Source organism: Flavobacterium sp. (assembly GCF_044377315.1).
In the GTDB taxonomy this organism is placed as follows: domain Bacteria; phylum Bacteroidota; class Bacteroidia; order Flavobacteriales; family Flavobacteriaceae; genus Flavobacterium.
The window spans coordinates 1-19,151 of record NZ_JBILJG010000037.1; the positions used below are offsets into that span (position 1 = coordinate 1).

A 19,151-nucleotide genomic window follows, 5' to 3' on the forward strand; every position below is an offset into this window, starting at 1 on the left:
AGTAGGCGGTGTTCTCGGATTGTTTGCATTAGGTTTTATTTTTAAAACAGTTAATTATACTGTACACAATTTAAAAAATCTAAATGCTACATTAAAACGATAATAATAGAGTACACCCAAAATTGTGATTAGATAATTATGTTGCCAAGAACCTTTTCAACAACTAAAACAGTCAATTTCAAACAATAATAGGGTGTCTATATACCCAAACCTATAAATGTGATAAAATGAACATACTTTACACAAGAATTTCAACAATTGAACAAAAGAATGACCGACAAGTAAAAAATGCCAAAGATTTTGATTATGTCATTGAAGATAAATGTTCAGGTGCTACACCTTTTTTTGAACGTGATGGTGGCAAACGAATTGCAAAAATGGTCTCCAAAAATGAAGTAACCAAAATCTCGGTTCATTCCATCGATAGATTGGGTAGGGACTTGTTGGATGTTCTTAACTCTATAAGTTTCTTTAATCAAAAGGGGATTTGTATTCAATTCATTCAGCAAGGTTTACGAACTTTAGATGACAATAATAAAGAGAATCCGATTTCTAAAATGATTATTTCAATACTTGGTGTTGTAGCAGAGATGGAACGAAACCAAATACGAGAGCGACAGTTAGAAGGTATTGCAATAGCAAAGGCAAAAGGAATATACAAAGGTCGTGCAAAAGGAAGTACACTTTCAAATTTAGATTTTCTAAACAAACCAAAAGTTAAAAAAGCAATTGACTTAATAGAAAAAGGATACAAACATTCTGAAATTGCCGTAATAGCAAAACTGCATCCAAACACTTTATCTAAAATTAAAAAAACTTATAAGTTAGTAAACAATGAAAATTAAATTCAAATTAGGGCAAATACTCTGTGAAAGATGTAGTTTAAAAAAACCTGCCAACCAACGATACTATTATGTGGTCATTCAGGAAGAGACAAATGATAAGTATTTAGTAATACAAGCCATCAACTCAAATTCATTGTATGTTTCGGGGACGTCAATAAATCCATCACATCCTGAAGAGGATTTGGTAATTACTCAATTAAAAGCCTCCTACTTACTAAATCAAGAAATTACTGTAATGGACTCGTTTTTCAATAAGCCTGTAGTTTCAGATGCTATAGGGTATGATGGAAAAGATACGATTATTAAGTTTACACCTGTAAATGATGATTTAATTGGAAATGTTTATTACGAAATAAAAAGCAAAAAAAACTCAACCTTTTCAGGTTATTTATATAGCGAATTTTACCGCAAAGAAAAATTTGTTAAAAATTATAAGCAATAAATAATCGAACTATTATTTGGTTGTTTTTTGTTCGTACGTTTCTAATAAAAAAATGGTCATTGTCCCTGCCAAATTAACTGCCAATTCAGCGTGTCTTGAAAGGGGTTTAACACTAATTGTCTTTTTACCGTGTGAATCGCTTAATTTATTTCGCAATGCTCCAAGTCCGTTTATTACTGTTTGACATCCACTTAAAATTTGCTTGAATATTTGCTCTGTGTGTTGGTCAGGAGCAAGATTAAGTTTTTCGGAAGTTATTTTATATAACTTGGGAAGTTCCAAATCATCTTCATATTCAACTTTTAAATCATCAAGTATGAATTTACAAGTTGTTTCTATTAAAGTTCTTGCTGTAGTTATTGCTGCTTCGGGGTCAGTGCTTTTTCGCTCCATTGCTTTTCTCCACTCCGAATTAATATAGTCTTGATTGAACTTTACAAGTGTTGAAGAAACACTTTCGTTAACTAAATCATTTTGGGCTATTTCTAAATAATTTAAAACTTTTGAGAACTCATTCCATATAAATTCTCTTCTTTCAGGGTAGGTAGAAAACTTGAGTTTTATATATTGCCAAAATTGCTCAACTGTCCTTGCTGTAAATACAAAATCAGGTAGAAAAGATTTAATCTCTTCATTGCTAATTATTCCTTTTCGGAGTTGTATGTATGTATCATTATCTCTGTTTTGATTAGTGGCTACATCAATTAATAAATTCTGAAAAGCCTCAACACTTATTTGAAGTTCGCTCATATTTTAACGTTGCATAAATTTAGTAATATCACTTGGCATTGCAGGGGATGAATCATCTTTTAAAAGACCCGTTTCTGCTCTACTAAATAATGATTGCATTATTAATTGTCTATCTGAATCTGTAACATTAGAATCTTTTAGTAATGCTAAATAAAAATAAGTTAGAGTATGTCTTTCTTCACAATCTCTTGCTAAATGGAATGAACTAAACATAACTTTTGAAACCGCTTTGATACAAAAGGCTATTAAAGATAATAGTGTAATATAAACTATTGACCAACGAATTGCGGCACTTTTATCATCTCCGAACCAAGATGAATATATTTGTTCAGGAGCTTTCCATAATATTTCACTTAATGACCAAGCCGCAATAAAAATTAAAGCAATCATTACACCTAATGCCCACCAACCTTGATTTCTTAATGTTTTTGCTCTATCACTCCAATATATAGCAGGTTCTTCGAGTTTGAGCTTTTCTTTATAAGTTGATTCAAGGTCTTTTATTGTTACATTACTGTCGTAAATTAATTTTTCATACACACTTTTTGTTTCATCAAACCATTTAGATATTAGTTCTTCTTTACCAATTTTTAACTCATCTATCTGCTTTATATGCTCTTCAAAATCTTCATTTGTGTTTTTTAAATGAGTAATTAATTCTTGTTCTGATTCAGAAAGATATTTATGAAATTCGCTTCGGATTTTGGATAATGATAGTTTTTCCGCGTTACGCCTCTCTGTTAAATCGGACTTATCTTTTTGCTTAAATTCGTAAGCAAGTATATAACCAATTAGATTATCACGACCGTTGGAATTTAAAGAATTTCCATTTGTAATGAAGTTATAAGCCGCTGAAAAATATTGTGGTGTTTCAGTATTAATTTTTAATAAAAATTCTGTTTCAGGACAATTGAACACAAAAGGGAAACTGCCCACATTATTTATACTATTGATAATAGTTCTCCAATTACCTTGTAAAGTTGATTCTTCGCTTTGGATATAAGAATTTACAAAATCTAAAATTTGTTGTTTTAATCTTAAAAAATAATTTTTTGAATTCTCAAATTCAGTAGGCAGATTTTCAGTTTTATCCCAACCCTCAATTTGTTGGTTTAAAAACTTATAAATTGCAGAAATACCTTTTTGTTTTATTGAAACATTTATATAAGGAAAGTTAAAGGTTTCTTCAACATTTTTGAACCAATCAATATCATTTGCCTCTAGAATTTTTTTGTTGAATTCTGAATTTGTCATTTCTTAAAATTATTAATTAAAGCTATAATGCAGCCTCGAGAGCAACTACATCATTGTAAGAATTTACAGGTTGGCTATTAAAAGACACTTCATCATCAGTATAATTTAACTGTGATGCTCTTTGTTGAATAGTTGCCCAAGCCTGTGCTTTGGTGTTATAAATTTCACTTTCTCCTATTGCAACAGATGATTTAGCACCTTTAGGAGTAATTGCTGTAGAAATATTTGCAGACCATCCTCCTACAACTTCGTTTTCGTTTAAATTGATAAAAATTCTTGCCATAACTATTGTTTTATTTATTATTAATATGATTACTCTTGTAATTAAACCTCCTCCTTAACGCCCCAAACCTCATTTATTTTATCTTTTATCTTTTGCTCAAAAATTGAAATAAGTTGTTTGTTGGCAGCTACTAATTGTTGTTCTTGTTCTATAAAATTAACGATATTAGACTGTTCTTCAATTGATGGAATGGGTATTTTTACACTAAAATAGTTTTTTGGATATATAGCAGCAACACTCGTTGTAGCGTCAACAAATTTCCTTAACTCTATTTTCCATTCGGGCATATTTAAAATAAAATTAGCGAAATAAGGATTTAATCGTTGGTTAAATCTTACACGCATAATGTTATTATTGAATAGGTACTTGTTGTTTTCAGCATTAAAAACTGTTGATTTTCCAACTAAATCAGGGGTATTTCGTGTATTATATAAAAAATCATCTTTCTTTAAGCAATATTTTTCAAATTCTTCTTCTGTTGCATTTACAAAAACTAGTTTATTTAAAATCAGTTGACCATCATAAGTTATAGTGTCCATTTTTAGGTATGGATAAGTATAACTCTCATTTTGTTCACCCTTATTTCTGACTAATCCTGTTTGGGTAAATTGAACAAATTCTCCCAACTCTACCATTTCCCATTCTGGATTGATTTTTATAGTTGGTTTATAATTATCAACCACCATTTTTGCACCATCAATAATTTTTTGATAACCCTCAATTTCTTTTACTATTTGCTCTTGTATTTCAATTGGTGGGAGTGGAATTTCTAATTGTGAATATTGTGAAATCCAATATCGTTTGTGTTCTGATGCATTAAATTCAATTTGCTGAATTAAATAGTACAAATATTTAATATTTGCTAATTCCTTTTTTTCTTTTAAAATCTTCATTGCAGAGGATTTTACTTTGAAAGGAAAATCTACATATTTAGTTGATGTTGTAAAATCATCAAAAATAATAACAGGTAAATTATCAAATATTCCTTGTTCCTCATTTGTATATCCAAGAACAAATGATTTTCCTGCTGTTAGTACAGGGGTTTTAAAATTATTATCATAATTTTCAGATTCAACAATGTACTTAGTAGGTTGCTCATAATCCAAAACTTCTACAAGTTTAACTCTTTCAAAATTTGTATAAAAACCTACTCTTTCTAAATATCTATCACCACTTAAAACAATATCCTTATTGCCAACAATTTTTTCTTTTTCAACCAAAGCACAAATACTACTGTACTTCTCTAAATCAAAAGCTTTACCCGAATTAATACTTTCTTTGTAGGCGTTAAAGGCTTCTAATGCTAAAGGTAAATCGTTTTTGTCGTGTTCTCTTCGTTGTGCTCCTAAATCGTAACCATCGTTGCTTACTTTAATAAAAAGCACGTGGTTGCTTTTCTTGGCTAATTGTTTGTCCAACATCAATATGCTTGTTTTAACTCCGCTATATGGGTTAAAACAACCCGCAGGTAAAGAAACTACGGCAATTAAACTATCGTCCACTAACATCTTACGCAATTGCTTGTAAGCCGTTTGCGTAGTGGCTACAATTCCGTTAGGTACAACAATACCTGCACGACCATTTTTAGTTAGGTGTTCAGCAATGTAATCTGTAAATAAAACTTCCGCTTTATTGGCTTGTACACCAAACTTTTTATGGGGTCTAATGCCTCCTTTAGGTGTCATAAAGGGTGGGTTTGCCAATATCACATCAAAGGTTTCGTTCCATCTGTCCTCACTGCTTAAAGTGTCGTATTCAAATATTTTTGGGGTTGTAAATCCGTGCAAGTACATATTTACCAGACTCAACCGCACCATATCAGGACTAATGTCATAACCATAGAAATTTTCGGCTAATTTTTTACGGTCGTCAGGTGTTAGTTTATCACCTAAACGCTTGTCGGTGTTGTTTTGTAAAATATGTTTGTAGGCACTTAATAAAAACCCTGCCGTTCCACAAGCGGGGTCTGCCACTGTTTCGTGTTTCTGCGGATTCAAACAAGCAGCAATAAAATCAATAACGTGTCTTGGAGTTCTAAACTGTCCCGCATCGCCTTGACTACCCATAACACTCAACAAGTATTCAAAAGCATCTCCTAATTTTTCACTATGGCTGTACTCAAACTCATTGATGTATTTTAAGAACATCTTTAAAGTGGATGGGTCTCTATATGGAAGATAGGCGTTCTTGAAAATATTACGAAATAATTCAGGTAAATTAGCATTGGTTTGTAACACATCTAATGCTTCACTATACAAGTCAAGCACTTCTTTTCCACCTAATGATGGGTCAAATAATTTTCTCCAACCAAATTTTTCATAATCGCCTGTAAAGAATTTAGGCATACCACCTAAATCAATGGATTCCTTGTCCATATCATCCATAAATTTATAGATGAGTGCAAGAGTAATTTGTTCAATTTGGCTTTTAGGGTCGGGTACTTTACCTACTAATACGTCTCTACAATTGTCAATGTTCTTTTTTGTAATATTGTCTAACATAATTTAGGCGGCTATAAATTTGTCCATTGGGACGTAAGTTTTAATATAATTTGGAATAAAATCTCTCATTTTAGGTTCTACCCGAATAAAATCGTCTTTACTCAAAGTAGAAATAGTATTTAGTGCAGTATAATCTTTGGTGTCTATTACCTTTCTCAATTCAGGGTCAGTCAAGTATGCCACAAAGAAATAACGTAATGCTTGTATATCAGAAACTTCAGCAACGTCTATAGTTGAAATAAACTTCTCAAATTCCTCTTGAAGTAAAACGTCTTTGCTTTTGATTTCGTTACCGTTAAAAATCATATCCAAAATTTCTTTAATGGAGATTTTTCTATCAATTTTTAAGGCTCTACGAAGTTTGTCAACGGTGTAGTTGCTTCCCTCTTGTTTCAAATATTTTTCAAGTGTTAAGTAAGAAGCGGTATCTAAATTGCCTTCCGCCATTGCACGTTTAATATCAACATCTTGTTGAATTTCTTCTTCAAATTGCTTAAAAAACATATTATCCACCTTCATTCCATCAAGTCCGATAATTGTTTCATTAAACTGTAAAATTATATCTTCGTTTGTGTATTCAAAACCGTCTCTTTTAGGCTTGGTAACTACTATTGGAGGAACGCCACCCTCTATTGGTTTTAAACTTGGCAAGTTAAGTACTTGGTCGTAATTGTATTTTTCTTCAAAATACTCACATACAGCAAAGAAATCAAATAATTTGAAAGTAGTCTTTTTTACAGAAAGTTCCTGAATTTCAAATCCGTCATTGTATTTATGCTCAAATGTGTGGATTCTTGTTCCTCTACCTTTTAACTGAATAAACTCCGTAGGAGAGAAAATAGGGCGCATTATGGCAAGATTAAGAATGTTAGGGCAATCCCATCCTGTCAGCATCATTCCAACAGTAACACAAACTCTTGCTTTACTCGTTTTATAATCCATCAGAATATCATCGTCCTTTCGGAATTGGCTATATCCTAATAACTTATCATTACTAAAGTCAACTGTCATTTGCTGACTGCTCATTACATTGGAAGTTACCTGTACAGCAAAATCACTTTTATATTTTCTTGCCCATTTTTTATCGGCATAAATATTAATCAATTGCACCAATTTAGAAGCGTGTTTTTGGCTAACAGCAAAAACTAAACTTTTACCAAATTCTCCTGTAATTGGGTCAAGCGCACCGTTATCAATAAATGTTTTAGCAAACAAAGCATTTGTCTCATCAGAAAAAAACTTTTTCTCAAATTGGGATTGTTTGTATTGAACCTCTTCGGTAACTTCTTCGCCTGATTCGCTAATACTTGTTACAAGTGCTGAATAGCCTTCATCCGAAAGTAGTTTAGTAGTTACGTCAGTTCTTGCGTCAATTACGGTGGGTTGAACAAGTATTTTATCTTTTGCACCTTGAGCAAGTGTATAACGATAGGTTGGTATTCCACTTTCACAACCAAAAGTAGAATAGGTGTCTAATAGCACTCTTTTTTCTAATTCTCTTGGGTCGTCAAAATTCTCTACGTCTATATTCTTCAGGTAATCTTTTGGCGTAGCAGTTAGTCCCAACTTGTAACCTAAGAAATATTCAAAAAGTGAACGGCTATTTCCGCCTCCTACCAAGCGATGAATTTCGTCACCCACAACTAAATCAAAATCGGTTGGAGAAAAGTGGCTACGGTACTTATTGTTGACTAATAATGATTGGATAGTGGTAACAACAATTTCTGCTTTTCTCCAATCACTTTTATTTTCTTTATAGACAACAGCGGTTAAATCGTTTTTTAAATAAGTATTAAAATCTTTTCTCGCTTGTTCCTCAAGTTCAAGTCGGTCAACTAAAAACAGTATTCTTCTTGCGTTTCCTGTTCTGTAAAATAACTTCACAACAGCAGCGGCAGTAAGGGTCTTTCCAACACCTGTCGCCATTTCAAGTAAGAAGCGTTTTTTACCTTCTTTAATTTTCGCTTGAATACTTTTTAAGGCATCAACTTGGTAGTATCTTAAAAAACGAATCTTTTGATTTTTAATAAATTCAGGTCGTGTGGCTTCATTTTGATACTCAGGAAATTCGGCATAGTTGGGTAATTGTGTAAGCGCAATGTAATCGTCGTTAATTACCTCCGTATATAGTTTTTCTGTTATAGGTTCGTATGTAGAATACGATTGTAAAGATGCCTGTGTCGGAAAGGTTGTAATTATTTCAGGATTGCCCTGTTCAATGTTCCATAAGTAATGGATGTTACCATTCGATAGAATGATAAATTTGACCTTATTTGCAATTGCGTATCTTCTTGCTTGTTCTTTTGCAGATAGAGGCTCAATAGATTCTTTTTTAGCCTCTAATACTACCAATGGATTATTCTTGTCATCTAACAAAAGAAAGTCAATAAGACCGCCTTTTGCTTTTTCAAAGTTCTCTCCTAAATCATCAAACTTAACATTGCTTTCTAATGATATGTTGGCTTTACCATCATCGGAATCAAAAAACCTCCAACCTGCTTCTTCAAGCAATTTGTTTATTTTAATCCGTGCTTTTGCTTCTAAATCGTTTGACATAAATTTTGTTTAATAAATCTTTTGCAATTTAGGGAAAATTTGCATTTTTATTGTAAAAATTATTCTTAATAAGGATTAATATTACATCCAATAAAAATTATTATATATTTGTAATAATAAAATATCGTAACTAATAGCGTTTTGCTATATTTCTTGTCTTGTATAACCGACTAATTATTCAAAAGGAACAAGGAAGTATTGTGAGTCGCCTCCGTCGAGGCGTAGGCTTTGTATATACTTTGTTCCAAGTACTTTAGTCGGACTTACAAGACAGGTATAATGCAATTGTCCTACGCTTTTAGTTTTAACCAAAACTTTAAATTCTCTTTGGGCGGAGGAAAACTAATTTATTATGAAAAATTTATTAAAAAAAATGGCAATATTAAGTATTGCGATGTTAGTCTTTGGATGTTCTGAAGATGGAGCTACAGGAGCAACGGGTGCAACAGGAGCAGCAGGAGCTAATGGCACTAATGGAACTAATGGAACTAACGGAACTAATGGTACTAATGGTAATGCAAATGTTATAGGCTTAGCTGACGTAACAACTACACCCGCTTCGTGGACTCCTACAAGTCCATCACAAACTTTTTGGAGTACAACCCTGCAAATACCAGAAATAACACAAGCCGTATATGATAGAGGAATTGTTAGTGTTTTTAAAAAGTTTCAGGGTGGTATTTGGAATCCTTTGCCTTACTCTTATAATAATGAGTCTTGGAATCAAGGTATTTTTCTTGGAGGCATCAATATCTTTTGCGTTAGTAATAGCGGAAATGCTATTAACAATCCTGCCGCACAAACTTTTAGAGTTGTGATTATTACCGCTTCAAATAGAATGGCAAACCCCAACACAAATTGGAATAATTACGACGAAGTAAAAACCGCCTTGAAATTAAAGGATTAGGTAGATAACTTATAACTTCTTAAATCAGGCTATTAAGCCTGATTTTTTTATTTTAAATAGTTAGTAATATGGGCAAAAAGAAACTAATTTACCGCACTCAAACCAACGAATTGAAACGAACAATCTAAGAGGCTATTCGAGAAAAACTTTTTGAGCGAGTGCAATTTCATAAATTCTTCAAATAAAATATCACCTAAGAAATTGTTCAGCGATTCGCCATTAAAAAACAAAATAAGGCGGTTTAAGAGGTTTTTTTAAGATGTTTTAGAGATTTAGGCTAAAGACCGAAGGGCTGCCATATTCGCTCTCTAAGCATCTACAACCCTCAATATTGGATTCTTTTAATTTGGTGCTGTAAGGATGGAAGTTCATTATCCCGTTCCTGTTCTCCCCAACTTTTGTAAACCTCTCTAAGCCCCTGCTATCAGGGCAAAGTTCCAAAAAAAGACCTAAAACATTGATTATCAGGGGCACAAAGTTCCAACCCCCGCCAATGCTAGAAAGTTCCAAAAAAAAGTTTAACACCTTGATTTTCAGGGACACAAAGTTCCACGAAGATTTCGTCAAAAAAGGTCAAAGTTCCAAAAAAATGGCTAAAACATTGATTATCAAAGACACAAAGTTCCACGAAGATTTCAACAAAATTTTTAATCATCAACAAAAATCAGACTGATTTAGGTCAAAACCAAGAGATTATTTTCAAATTTTTTAATTTTTAATTATCTTTTTCAAACTTATTCAAATATGGAAAAACAAATACTACTTCACAGCATTACACCTGACGAATTGAAACAAACAATCAGAGAGGTTATTCGAGAAGAACTTTTAGAAGTCAAAAAACAATTTCAAGAAAAAGATTCAGAAATTCTGATGACAAGAAAAGAAACTTGCGAATTTTTTAAAATCGACAGCACAACGCTTTGGCATTGGACTAATAAAGGAAAAATTGATAGTTACGGCATTGGTAATAGGCGTTATTACAAGAAAGAAGACTTGCTGAATAGTTTGGTTCTTTTAAATGTAAAAAGGGCTTAAAAAGCCCTTTTTAAATCTGTTAATTAAAAAAATCATATTCTAATAGTTCTTGTGCTTTTTCCTCTAAACTAACTTTAATATATATCATTAGACTCTCTACTGATTTATGACCTGAAACCAACATAATCAAATGGGGAGGAACTTTTTGCAAATAAGCATTTGTACAAAAACTCCTTCTTGCAGTATGAGTGGAAATAAATTCACATTTTGGCTTTGTATAAGATTTTTTTATTCTTCCTTCGGTTCTTTTTAAAGTGTAAGAACCTGTTATCTTTGCCTTTCTACAAATTTCCTTAATTCTTTTATTTATTTCTACACTATTTAAACTTGGAGGTAGTTTTCCGTCTCTTTTTTCAAGTATAAGTTTAATGTATTTATTTAATGGAGCAAAAATTTCAACACCTGTTTTATTTGTTTCTTTTTTCAATAATCTTTTTCCCTTTTGCAATTCAGAATAATGAGGATTTTTTAAAAATTCTAATAGGTCTTCAATCCTTAATCCCGAATTACATTGAATAATAAAAATATCTCGCACAATATCATCTCTATTATCATCTAATTTTAAATTTAAAATTTTATCAAGTTCTTTTAAATTTAAGTATGGATGGTTTATTTCTTCTTTAATTTTGGAGAAATATGATTTTTTGAATTCTACGTTTGAATGATGGTCAAATTCAAAGGAAGATTTCATAATTGTTTTTAAATTTTTTATGATAGTACCAATATAATTTGTACTGTAATTTTTGTCATACAGATACTCTAAAAAGTCATAATAAAACGTTCTAATAACATCTTCAAAGTTAAGTTTTGTAAGACCTTTAAATTTAACATATTTCTCTAACACTTTTTTTGTACTTTCATAACTTTTCATAGAATCTATTTTAATTAACTTCTTAGTCGATTCTGCAGGTACTTTAGTAAATGTTTCTATATAAAATTTAAAATAACTTGTTACATCATATTTAACAACTTCCTCTTTTTCTTTTTCTTGTATTACTGTTTTTTTTCTACCAAGTAATTCATTTATGATTGAATCATAAACAACTCTACACTCTTCGTTAGTAATGCTATGGAAGTTATTATTTTCAATCAGATGTCTTTGAAATCCATTTTGAATAGTTTCAAGTTTCTCATTTATTTCTTGTGCGTTTGGCTGACTTGGGACTTTTAGTTTGCATTTTTGATTTTCCCATTCTTTGATGTTTCTAACTTTGAAAAATGTACTGCTTCTAAAACGAATTTTTTCATTTCGGTACTCAAAATAGATTGTTTTTTTTTGTTTTGTTTCTCTGACATAGAATTTTGTGCTCATCTTACTTTATATTTGAAATTAATTATATAAATTTACACCAAGCATAAAATGTGCCCCAAAAATGAGTCCCAAAATGAGTCCATTATTGACCCAAATGGCAATTATTGTCAACTCAATTTAATGGTTAATGCTTTGATTAATATAAAAAGACGTCATACAATAGACAGAAGTGGAAATAAAACGACAGAAGTTCTATCCTTCTGGGATCACTAAAAAAACTCGTTGATTTTCAACGAGTTTTTTTGTTTAAAACAATAAATCATGAAAAATATCTTTTTTTTTATTTGTTTTTACGTTTCTTCATTTTTATATTCTCAAACGGACACTACTTTTGTAAATCTTAAAGATTATAGTTCCGAATTTGTTTATGATATGAAATATGCCTCACATTCAAATTTTTTAAAAGAAAAGGTTTATGATTGTGGAGAATGTTATTTGAGATTAAAAACTATTATCTCATTGATTGCAGCTAATAAAAAGTTTATTGAAAAAGGATATCGAATTAAGTTGTTTGACTGTTATCGACCTCTAGATATTCAAAAGAAAATGTGGAAAATTGTTTCCAATCCAATATATGTGGCTAATCCTGAGAAAGGTTCTATTCACAATCGTGGTGGAGCAGTTGATATTACACTAGTTGATAGTGATGGAAATGAATTAGATATGGGAACGACATTTGATCATTTCGGAGTAGAAGCTGCTCATTTTTATGAAAATTTAACTAAAATTCAGAAAAAAAACAGAAAAATTTTGCGGAAAATCATGATAAAATCCAATTTTCAACTTTTTGAAAGTGAATGGTGGCATTACAATTTGAATGATTCTAAAAAAGATCCACTTTCAAATTTTAAATGGAAATGCGATTAGTTTTCTTCGATACAATGAAAATAATCTAGAAAATAACTTTCCGGCTTGTATATTTTAGAATCTAATTCGGAAGTGAATTCTTTTTTCATAATATAATCTTCTGTATCAGCTGAAAATTTGATTCTTATATAGGATATTCCAGATTCTTTCAAGGCTTGAAAATCATCTTTTCTAAACAAAAAATATCCTGTTAAGATTCTGTTATTTAATTTCTTATCGTCACGAATCATATTGCCGCAATTATCTTGTTCGGCATGAATAAGAGTAACAATTTTTCCATTATTGAGCTGAATGTATAACCTTGAAGTTTTATCAAAACATTTTGCTTTAATAAAATCGTAACTTTTTTCGATAAATTGAACATTTAAAGACGGAACACCATCAGTTATAGTTAGAGAATTGAAAATATAACTTGCTTTTCCTCCAAAGTTTTTTTCATAAACTAAATATTCTTTTGTTGATTTATAAGTTCCAATAGAATCTTTAACGTCTGTTGTAAATTCGCAAGGTTTTTGGGCTAAAAGAGTGGTAGTAGCAAATATAAAGAATAGGACTATTTTTGATCTCATGTTGTAAATTATATTTTTTTGCAAAGTAAAACTATTTTACTGTTATTTAAATCGGTTGTAAAAAAACAATAGCGATTTCCACCTTCTTTTATTTTCCATTTTTTTCGAATTGCTTCAACAGTTTCAGGAAAATTTCTTGTTGTAACATTTGCTTTTGTGTTTTCTAAAAAGGTTTTCATATCAATTTTAGAATATGAAAAGCAATTTTCAATCTCAAAAATTCTGCCAGGAAATTCAATTATAGCATTTGAAGTATAAAGATGTGAATGTTGGTGTAATTTTTCAACTGGAAAAATATCGCAAATTGTATTAAAACCTCCAGATTTCATGATAGCATTGTTTGGTTCGTATAGATATTTTTGTGGTAAACTAATACTTGAATAAAAGCCTGAATCATATTGAAAATCAAATCTTTCAATTGTATTTTTGTTACTGTTAAAGGTTTTGATTTTAATATCGTTTGAGTAGTTTTTTTCAATAACCCAAAGTAATTCTTTTACTTCATTTTCTATAGCTATAATGTGAATTTCTTTTACATTTTTTAATTCAGATAATCCTGCGGAAATGTCTAAAATGGGTGCCGTTTTTAACAAAATATTGTTTGAATATTCCAAATAAATATCTATTAAATCAGGAACATTTGGTAAACAATCTTTTAACATGAAAACTTTTCCTTTGGCATCATTTCTTCTTGAAGGATCAATATAAATCCAATCGAATTTTTGATTCAAATTTTGTAAAACTTCATAACTATCACCAGAATAGAAATCTGAATTTTTCACATTTAATTGTTCGAAATTATGTTTTACAATTTGAGAAAGTTCTTCATTTAGTTCGCAGTGAACAATTTTATCAACTTTTTTGGAGAAAAAATAATCATCAACACCAAATCCACCCGTTAAATCAATCAAATTTTTACCAGAAACCAATTGCGATTTATATTTAGCTGTTTGTTCTGATGAAGTTTGTTCTAACGAAATTTTGCTTGGATAAAGAATGTTTTTTTTGAAAAAAAATGTTGGAAGTTTGTCTTTAGCTTTTGATTTGCAACTTATTTGATTTATGATTTCAATCCAATTTACTTCTGGAAATGGATTTTTTTGTAAAGCTAATTTGACAACTGAAGTTTGTAGATTATCTTCAATAAATTGCTGAATTTCTGTATTTAATAATAAATTATTCAAAACAAAAATTAATTGTTAAAAATATAATTTATAATATTTGCACCCATTTTCAAGGCTTTTGTTCTCACTTCTATTGGATTGTTGTGTACTTCAGGATCTTCCCAACCATCTCCCAAATCGGTTTCATAAGTATAAAGTAAAACCAATCTAGATTCTATAAAAACACCAAATGCCTGTGGTCGTTTGCCATCGTGTTCATGAATTTTTGGAATTCCACCAGAAAAAGTGTTAGGTTTTTGAAAAATGGCATGATTTGCTGGAATTTCAATCAAATCATTATTAGGAAATATTTTTTTGATTTCTTTTCTAACAAATTCATCCATTCCGTAATTATCATCAATGTGTAAAAAACCACCAGAAACCATATAATTTCTAAGATTTTTTGTATCAGAATCACTAAAAACGACATTTCCGTGACCTGTCATGTGAACAAAAGGATACGAAAACAAGTCTGGACTACTGGGTTCAACTGTTGAAGGCTTTGTTTTTATTTTTGTATTAATATTTTGATTGCAATATTTAATCAAGTTAGGAAGCGAAGTCGGATTTGCATACCAATCGCCGCCGCCATTGTATTTTAATAAGGCAATTTCTTGAGCAAAAGAAAGGTTTATAATAAGAAAATAGAATACTAAAAAAAATCTCATCATTTGTTTTATTCATTTGTAAAGGCAACGCTATGACAAGCCACAATTGCTGCTGTTTCTGTTCGTAATCTTGAGTTGCCCAAAGATACAGGAATATAATTATTCTCTAAAGCCAATTTAATTTCTTTTTCAGAAAAATCACCTTCAGGACCAATAAGCATTAGTATATCAGTCGATGGCTTTACAGATTCTTTCAATGTTTTTTTAGAAGTTTCTTCGCAATGAGCAATATATTTTGTGCAATTAAACTCTTTTTTTAAGAAATCTTTTAAAGCAATCGGTTCGTTTAATTTGGGTAAATACAATTGGTTGGATTGCTTCATAGCAGCAAGAATAATTTTATCAAATCTATCGGTTTTGACTACTTTTCTTTCGGAATGATCACAAATAATTGGTGTGATTTCGCTAACGCCAATTTCGGTTGCTTTTTCAAGAAACCACTCATATCGGTCGTTCATTTTGGTAGGAGCAACTGCTAAATGCAGTTGATAATTTTTTTTATCCGCTTTTTCAAATGTTATAATCCTAACAGTACATTTAGAATCAGATGCCAATGTTATTTCGGTTTTGAATAAATAACCTAAACCATTAGTAACAAATAGAATATCGCTTTCTTTTTTGCGTAGAACTTTGATAATATGTTTACTTTCTTCTTTATCAAAAATAAAAGAACTCAAATTTTCATTGATGGTAGCATCGTAAAATAATTGCATTTTTTTTGGAGTATATAATTCTATTTATCTTTTTTTTATTTCAAGATGTTCAAATGAATAATTGTGATTTTTTATAGAAGAATTTACTCTTCTAATAAAACTTTTTATGTTAAAAATACAATCGATTTTATCAATTTAACTTCAAGATAATCATTTTTATTTTCGTTAATATGGTTAAATTGAATCTCTATGGTAAAATTCAAGTTTTCATCAATAAGACTATAAATTGTATTTTTGTTATGTATTATTTAATGCAACAAAATTTACTTTTTGAGTTCTAATATATGTTTCGAAAGTTATTACAAAAATACGATTATAAACTGATTGTGCAAATATCTGATTGTTAATTGCATATAAAAAAACATTTGCAGTTGTATATTCTAAAAGCAGTAGTTTAATTATTAAATAGTAAACTAAAATTCGATTCTAGCTTTAGAAATTACGTTTTGTGTTTCAAAATGTTCCGAAAGGTATTTTTGATAACCTACAATTCCTATCATAGCTGCATTGTCGGTTGTATATTCAAATTTTGGTACAAATGTTTTCCATCCATATTTTGCTTCAGCTTCTTTTAATGTTTTTCTTATTCCTGAATTGGCAGAAACGCCGCCACCAATTGCAATACTATTTATTCCTGTTGCAACTACTGCCGATTTCAATTTATCCATCAAAATCTCAATAATAATATTTTGTATCGAGGCACAAATATCATTCAAATTTTCATCAATAAAACTTGGGTTTTCAGCCACTTTCTTTTGAATAAAATACAAAATTTGGGTTTTCAAACCAGAAAAACTAAAATCTAAATTTGGAATTTTAGGTTTGGTGAAACTAAAAGCTTTTGGATTACCCAATTGTGCATATTTGTCAATTAATGGACCACCAGGATAGGGAAGACCTAGTATTTTGGCACTTTTATCAAACGCTTCACCAACAGCATCATCGGTAGTTTCTCCAATTATTTCCAAATCAAAGAAAGCATTCACTTTTACAATTTGTGTATGACCGCCAGAAATTGTTAATGCTAAAAAAGGAAAAGTTGGTTTATCATAACCTTCTTCGTCAATATAATGTGCTAAAATATGGGCATGCATATGATTTACAGCAATTAACGGAATTTGTAAAGACATTGCCAATGATTTTGCGAATGAACTACCAACAAGCAACGAACCCATTAATCCTGGACCTTGCGTAAAAGCAATTGCATTTAACTGTTCTTTTTTTACACCCGCTTTTTTTAATGCTACATCTATTACTGGAACAATATTTTGTTGATGTGCCCTAGATGCAAGCTCCGGAATAACACCACCATATTGTTGATGAATTACCTGATTAGCTACAACATTAGACAATACTTTATCATTTTGTAAAACAGCCGCTGCTGTATCATCACAAGAACTTTCGATAGCTAGAATAAAAACTGACTTAATTTGCATGAAAAGGCACGAATTTTGAGTTATATTTGACAATTCGTTCTAAAAAAATTATTTTTACAAACGTTTACAAAAGTATATATTTTATTTAAGCTAATTTGTTCAAAAAATCTTAAATAATTTTTAGATTAATTTAAAAGCATACATTATAAAAAAATTCGGAAAAATACTGCTACGTTCCCTATTGGTACTTTTGTTGCTTTTATTGCTTTTTGCTATTGCTTTGACAATGCCAAAAGTGCAAACCTTTTTTGCTAAACAACTTACCGAAAGAATTAATAACGACTACAAAACAAATATTCAAGTTGATGAAGTTGCTATAACCGTTTTTGGTGGTGTTAAACTCAAAAAAGTGATGATTCGCGACCATCATAAAGACACACTTATTTTTGTTAAAACTATAAACACTAATATATTAGATGTAAAAAAGCTTCTTGATACCGATTTGTTTTTTGGTGACATAAGATTGAATGGTTTGGTTTTTAACATGAAAAATTATAAAGGTGAAAAAGACAACAATCTTGATATTTTTATTACTTCTTTTGATACTGGGAAACCATCAACTAAGAAGTTTTTAATGAAAGCCAATAACGCATATATAACTAATGGTAGATTTATTCTAACAGATGAAAATAGAGAAAACCCAAAAGATTTGGATATAAAAAATCTTAATGCTTCTTTGAGTGATTTTAAAATTTATGGTTCAGATGTTTCCTTAAATATTGATAAAATGTCGCTTTTGGACCATCGAGGTTTGGATGTAAAAAATCTCTCTTCTAAATTTACTTATACCAAGAAAAACATAATTCTTGATAAATTAGATTTGACAACCGAAGAATCTTTGGTAAAAGGAAAGGTTACTTTGAGTTATGAAAGAAAAGATTTTGCAGACTTTAACAACAAAGTTCTTTTTGATATTGAATTAGATATAGCGTCGTTATCAACTAATGATATTAGACATTTTTATAAAGAACTTGGAAAAGATAGAAAATACAATCTAAATGCTGATTTAAATGGAACGCTGAATGATTTTTTTGCAAAAAACATGATTTTGATAGATTCTAATAATTCTCAAATTATTGGTGATGTAAATTTTAGAAACCTTTTTGGCAAGAACGGGCAAGAATTTTACATGAAAGGTTCTTTTGATAAAGTAGTTTCAAGTTATGATGATTTGATAGCAACTTTACCCAATGTTTTAGGAAAAAAATTACCAAGTTCACTCAAGAAATTAGGAAGATTTAATTTGGATGGTGATGCCCAAATTACTACCACAACTATTGATGCTGATTTTCACCTAAAAACGGTTTTAGGAAATGTAAAATCAAAATTAGAAATGTCTAATATTGATAACATAGACAATGCAAAATATAATGGAAATATTGTTTTAGAAGATTTTAATATAGGTAGTTTTTTGAACCGAAAAGATGTTGGAAAAGTCAGTTTAGATGTTGATGTTGACGGAAAAGGGTTTACCGAAAAATACCTTGACACTAAATTTTCGGGTGCTATTTTTAAAGTTAATTACAACAATTATAATTATACCAAAATTATAGTAGATGGTTCGTTCAAAAAACCTATTTTTAAAGGAAAAGTTTTTATAAATGACCCTAATTTATTCTTGGATTTTGATGGTTTAGTTACTCTTGGTAAGAATGATATGGTTTACGATTTTCACACCAAAGTTGATTATGCCAATTTGATTAAATTGAATTTCGTAAAAGATACAACAGCCATTTTCAAAGGCGATGTTTCAATGAAAGTTTCAGGTACAAATCTTGATAATTTGAAGGGAACAATTTATGTTAACCAAACCTCTTATCAAAACAATAAAAACAATTATTACTTTGATG

At 30.2% G+C, this 19,151-nt stretch carries 16 protein-coding genes and 1 pseudogene; 6 read left to right on the top strand and 11 right to left on the bottom strand.

Annotated elements, in window-relative coordinates:
• The first annotated feature begins 227 nt into the window (after positions 1-227).
• Complete coding sequence (locus ACIQ66_RS10530) at positions 228-845, top strand: recombinase family protein (RefSeq protein WP_396212758.1); 618 nt, start codon at positions 228-230, stop codon at positions 843-845.
• Positions 835-1,287: a hypothetical protein gene (locus ACIQ66_RS10535; RefSeq protein WP_396212759.1), complete on the top strand. Its 453-nt coding sequence runs from the start codon at positions 835-837 to the stop codon at positions 1,285-1,287. The genes ACIQ66_RS10530 and ACIQ66_RS10535 overlap by 11 nt, the downstream gene beginning before the upstream one ends.
• Before the next feature lie 12 nt (positions 1,288-1,299).
• Here ACIQ66_RS10535 and ACIQ66_RS10540 read toward each other — a convergent pair whose 3' ends face one another.
• From ACIQ66_RS10540 to ACIQ66_RS10560, 5 genes are read right to left on the bottom strand one after another with little or no spacing between them, the layout of a single operon-like run.
• Complete coding sequence (locus ACIQ66_RS10540; RefSeq protein ID WP_396212760.1) at positions 1,300-2,037, bottom strand: abortive infection family protein; 738 nt, start codon at positions 2,035-2,037, stop codon at positions 1,300-1,302.
• A 3-nt stretch (positions 2,038-2,040) separates the two neighbouring features.
• A complete protein-coding gene (locus ACIQ66_RS10545; RefSeq protein ID WP_396212761.1) occupies positions 2,041-3,291 on the bottom strand; it encodes a DUF6161 domain-containing protein in 1,251 nt (416 codons plus the stop codon).
• A gap of 22 nt (positions 3,292-3,313) precedes the next feature.
• Positions 3,314-3,574 (bottom strand): hypothetical protein, encoded by a 261-nt coding sequence (locus ACIQ66_RS10550; protein ID WP_396212762.1) that lies wholly within the window; start codon positions 3,572-3,574, stop codon positions 3,314-3,316.
• A gap of 41 nt (positions 3,575-3,615) precedes the next feature.
• Positions 3,616-6,075 (bottom strand): N-6 DNA methylase, encoded by a 2,460-nt coding sequence (locus tag ACIQ66_RS10555; protein ID WP_396212763.1) that lies wholly within the window; start codon positions 6,073-6,075, stop codon positions 3,616-3,618.
• Positions 6,076-6,078: 3 nt separating this feature from the next.
• Positions 6,079-8,631 (bottom strand): DEAD/DEAH box helicase family protein, encoded by a 2,553-nt coding sequence (locus ACIQ66_RS10560; protein ID WP_396212764.1) that lies wholly within the window; start codon positions 8,629-8,631, stop codon positions 6,079-6,081.
• Between the two features lie 352 nt (positions 8,632-8,983).
• Between ACIQ66_RS10560 and ACIQ66_RS10565 the strand changes: the two genes are divergently transcribed.
• Together ACIQ66_RS10565 and ACIQ66_RS10570 are read left to right on the top strand one after the other, a co-directional pair.
• Entirely contained in the window at positions 8,984-9,538 is a 555-nt protein-coding gene (locus ACIQ66_RS10565; protein WP_396212765.1) for a hypothetical protein, read from the top strand.
• 744 nt (positions 9,539-10,282) lie between these two features.
• On the top strand, positions 10,283-10,573 hold the full coding sequence (locus ACIQ66_RS10570) for a helix-turn-helix domain-containing protein (protein WP_396212766.1): 291 nt from the start codon (positions 10,283-10,285) through the stop codon (positions 10,571-10,573).
• A gap of 19 nt (positions 10,574-10,592) precedes the next feature.
• Here the strand turns inward: ACIQ66_RS10570 and ACIQ66_RS10575 are convergent, their stop codons facing one another.
• Positions 10,593-11,885, bottom strand: a complete 1,293-nt coding sequence (locus ACIQ66_RS10575) for a tyrosine-type recombinase/integrase (protein WP_396212767.1) — start codon at positions 11,883-11,885, stop codon at positions 10,593-10,595.
• A gap of 261 nt (positions 11,886-12,146) precedes the next feature.
• Between ACIQ66_RS10575 and ACIQ66_RS10580 the strand changes: the two genes are divergently transcribed.
• Complete coding sequence (locus ACIQ66_RS10580) at positions 12,147-12,752, top strand: M15 family metallopeptidase (RefSeq protein ID WP_396212768.1); 606 nt, start codon at positions 12,147-12,149, stop codon at positions 12,750-12,752.
• Here ACIQ66_RS10580 and ACIQ66_RS10585 read toward each other — a convergent pair.
• The 5 genes from ACIQ66_RS10585 to tsaD form a co-directional block, all read right to left on the bottom strand.
• Positions 12,749-13,321, bottom strand: a complete 573-nt coding sequence (locus tag ACIQ66_RS10585) for a hypothetical protein (RefSeq protein ID WP_396212769.1) — start codon at positions 13,319-13,321, stop codon at positions 12,749-12,751. The genes ACIQ66_RS10580 and ACIQ66_RS10585 overlap by 4 nt on opposite strands.
• An 8-nt stretch (positions 13,322-13,329) precedes the next feature.
• Complete coding sequence (locus tag ACIQ66_RS10590; protein ID WP_396212770.1) at positions 13,330-14,505, bottom strand: class I SAM-dependent methyltransferase; 1,176 nt, start codon at positions 14,503-14,505, stop codon at positions 13,330-13,332.
• Positions 14,506-14,513: 8 nt separating this feature from the next.
• Complete coding sequence (locus tag ACIQ66_RS10595) at positions 14,514-15,152, bottom strand: DUF4159 domain-containing protein (RefSeq protein WP_396212773.1); 639 nt, start codon at positions 15,150-15,152, stop codon at positions 14,514-14,516.
• An 8-nt stretch (positions 15,153-15,160) separates the two neighbouring features.
• A complete protein-coding gene (locus ACIQ66_RS10600; RefSeq protein WP_396212771.1) occupies positions 15,161-15,865 on the bottom strand; it encodes a 16S rRNA (uracil(1498)-N(3))-methyltransferase in 705 nt (234 codons plus the stop codon).
• Positions 15,866-16,278: 413 nt separating this feature from the next.
• Entirely contained in the window at positions 16,279-17,301 is a 1,023-nt protein-coding gene (gene tsaD, locus ACIQ66_RS10605; RefSeq protein WP_396212772.1) for a tRNA (adenosine(37)-N6)-threonylcarbamoyltransferase complex transferase subunit TsaD, read from the bottom strand.
• 235 nt (positions 17,302-17,536) lie between these two features.
• Here tsaD and ACIQ66_RS10610 point away from each other — a divergent pair.
• Positions 17,537-19,151, top strand: a pseudogene (locus ACIQ66_RS10610) (translocation/assembly module TamB); the annotation flags it as partial.

Excerpts from the sequence above, each read along its gene's own strand:
- ACIQ66_RS10550 (WP_396212762.1), bottom strand. The coding sequence starts at position 3,574 with ATGGCAAGAATTTTTATCAATTTAAACGAAAACGAAGTTGTAGGAGGA.
- ACIQ66_RS10560 (WP_396212764.1), bottom strand. The coding sequence starts at position 8,631 with ATGTCAAACGATTTAGAAGCAAAAGCACGGATTAAAATAAACAAATTG.
- ACIQ66_RS10600 (WP_396212771.1), bottom strand. The coding sequence starts at position 15,865 with ATGCAATTATTTTACGATGCTACCATCAATGAAAATTTGAGTTCTTTT.
- ACIQ66_RS10545 (WP_396212761.1), bottom strand. The coding sequence starts at position 3,291 with ATGACAAATTCAGAATTCAACAAAAAAATTCTAGAGGCAAATGATATT.
- ACIQ66_RS10565 (WP_396212765.1), top strand. The coding sequence starts at position 8,984 with ATGAAAAATTTATTAAAAAAAATGGCAATATTAAGTATTGCGATGTTA.
- ACIQ66_RS10580 (WP_396212768.1), top strand. The coding sequence starts at position 12,147 with ATGAAAAATATCTTTTTTTTTATTTGTTTTTACGTTTCTTCATTTTTA.
- ACIQ66_RS10535 (WP_396212759.1), top strand. The coding sequence starts at position 835 with ATGAAAATTAAATTCAAATTAGGGCAAATACTCTGTGAAAGATGTAGT.
- ACIQ66_RS10585 (WP_396212769.1), bottom strand. The coding sequence starts at position 13,321 with ATGAGATCAAAAATAGTCCTATTCTTTATATTTGCTACTACCACTCTT.
- ACIQ66_RS10575 (WP_396212767.1), bottom strand. The coding sequence starts at position 11,885 with ATGAGCACAAAATTCTATGTCAGAGAAACAAAACAAAAAAAAACAATC.
- ACIQ66_RS10595 (WP_396212773.1), bottom strand. The coding sequence starts at position 15,152 with ATGAGATTTTTTTTAGTATTCTATTTTCTTATTATAAACCTTTCTTTT.
- ACIQ66_RS10540 (WP_396212760.1), bottom strand. The coding sequence starts at position 2,037 with ATGAGCGAACTTCAAATAAGTGTTGAGGCTTTTCAGAATTTATTAATT.
- tsaD (WP_396212772.1), bottom strand. The coding sequence starts at position 17,301 with ATGCAAATTAAGTCAGTTTTTATTCTAGCTATCGAAAGTTCTTGTGAT.
- ACIQ66_RS10530 (WP_396212758.1), top strand. The coding sequence starts at position 228 with ATGAACATACTTTACACAAGAATTTCAACAATTGAACAAAAGAATGAC.
- ACIQ66_RS10570 (WP_396212766.1), top strand. The coding sequence starts at position 10,283 with ATGGAAAAACAAATACTACTTCACAGCATTACACCTGACGAATTGAAA.
- ACIQ66_RS10555 (WP_396212763.1), bottom strand. The coding sequence starts at position 6,075 with ATGTTAGACAATATTACAAAAAAGAACATTGACAATTGTAGAGACGTA.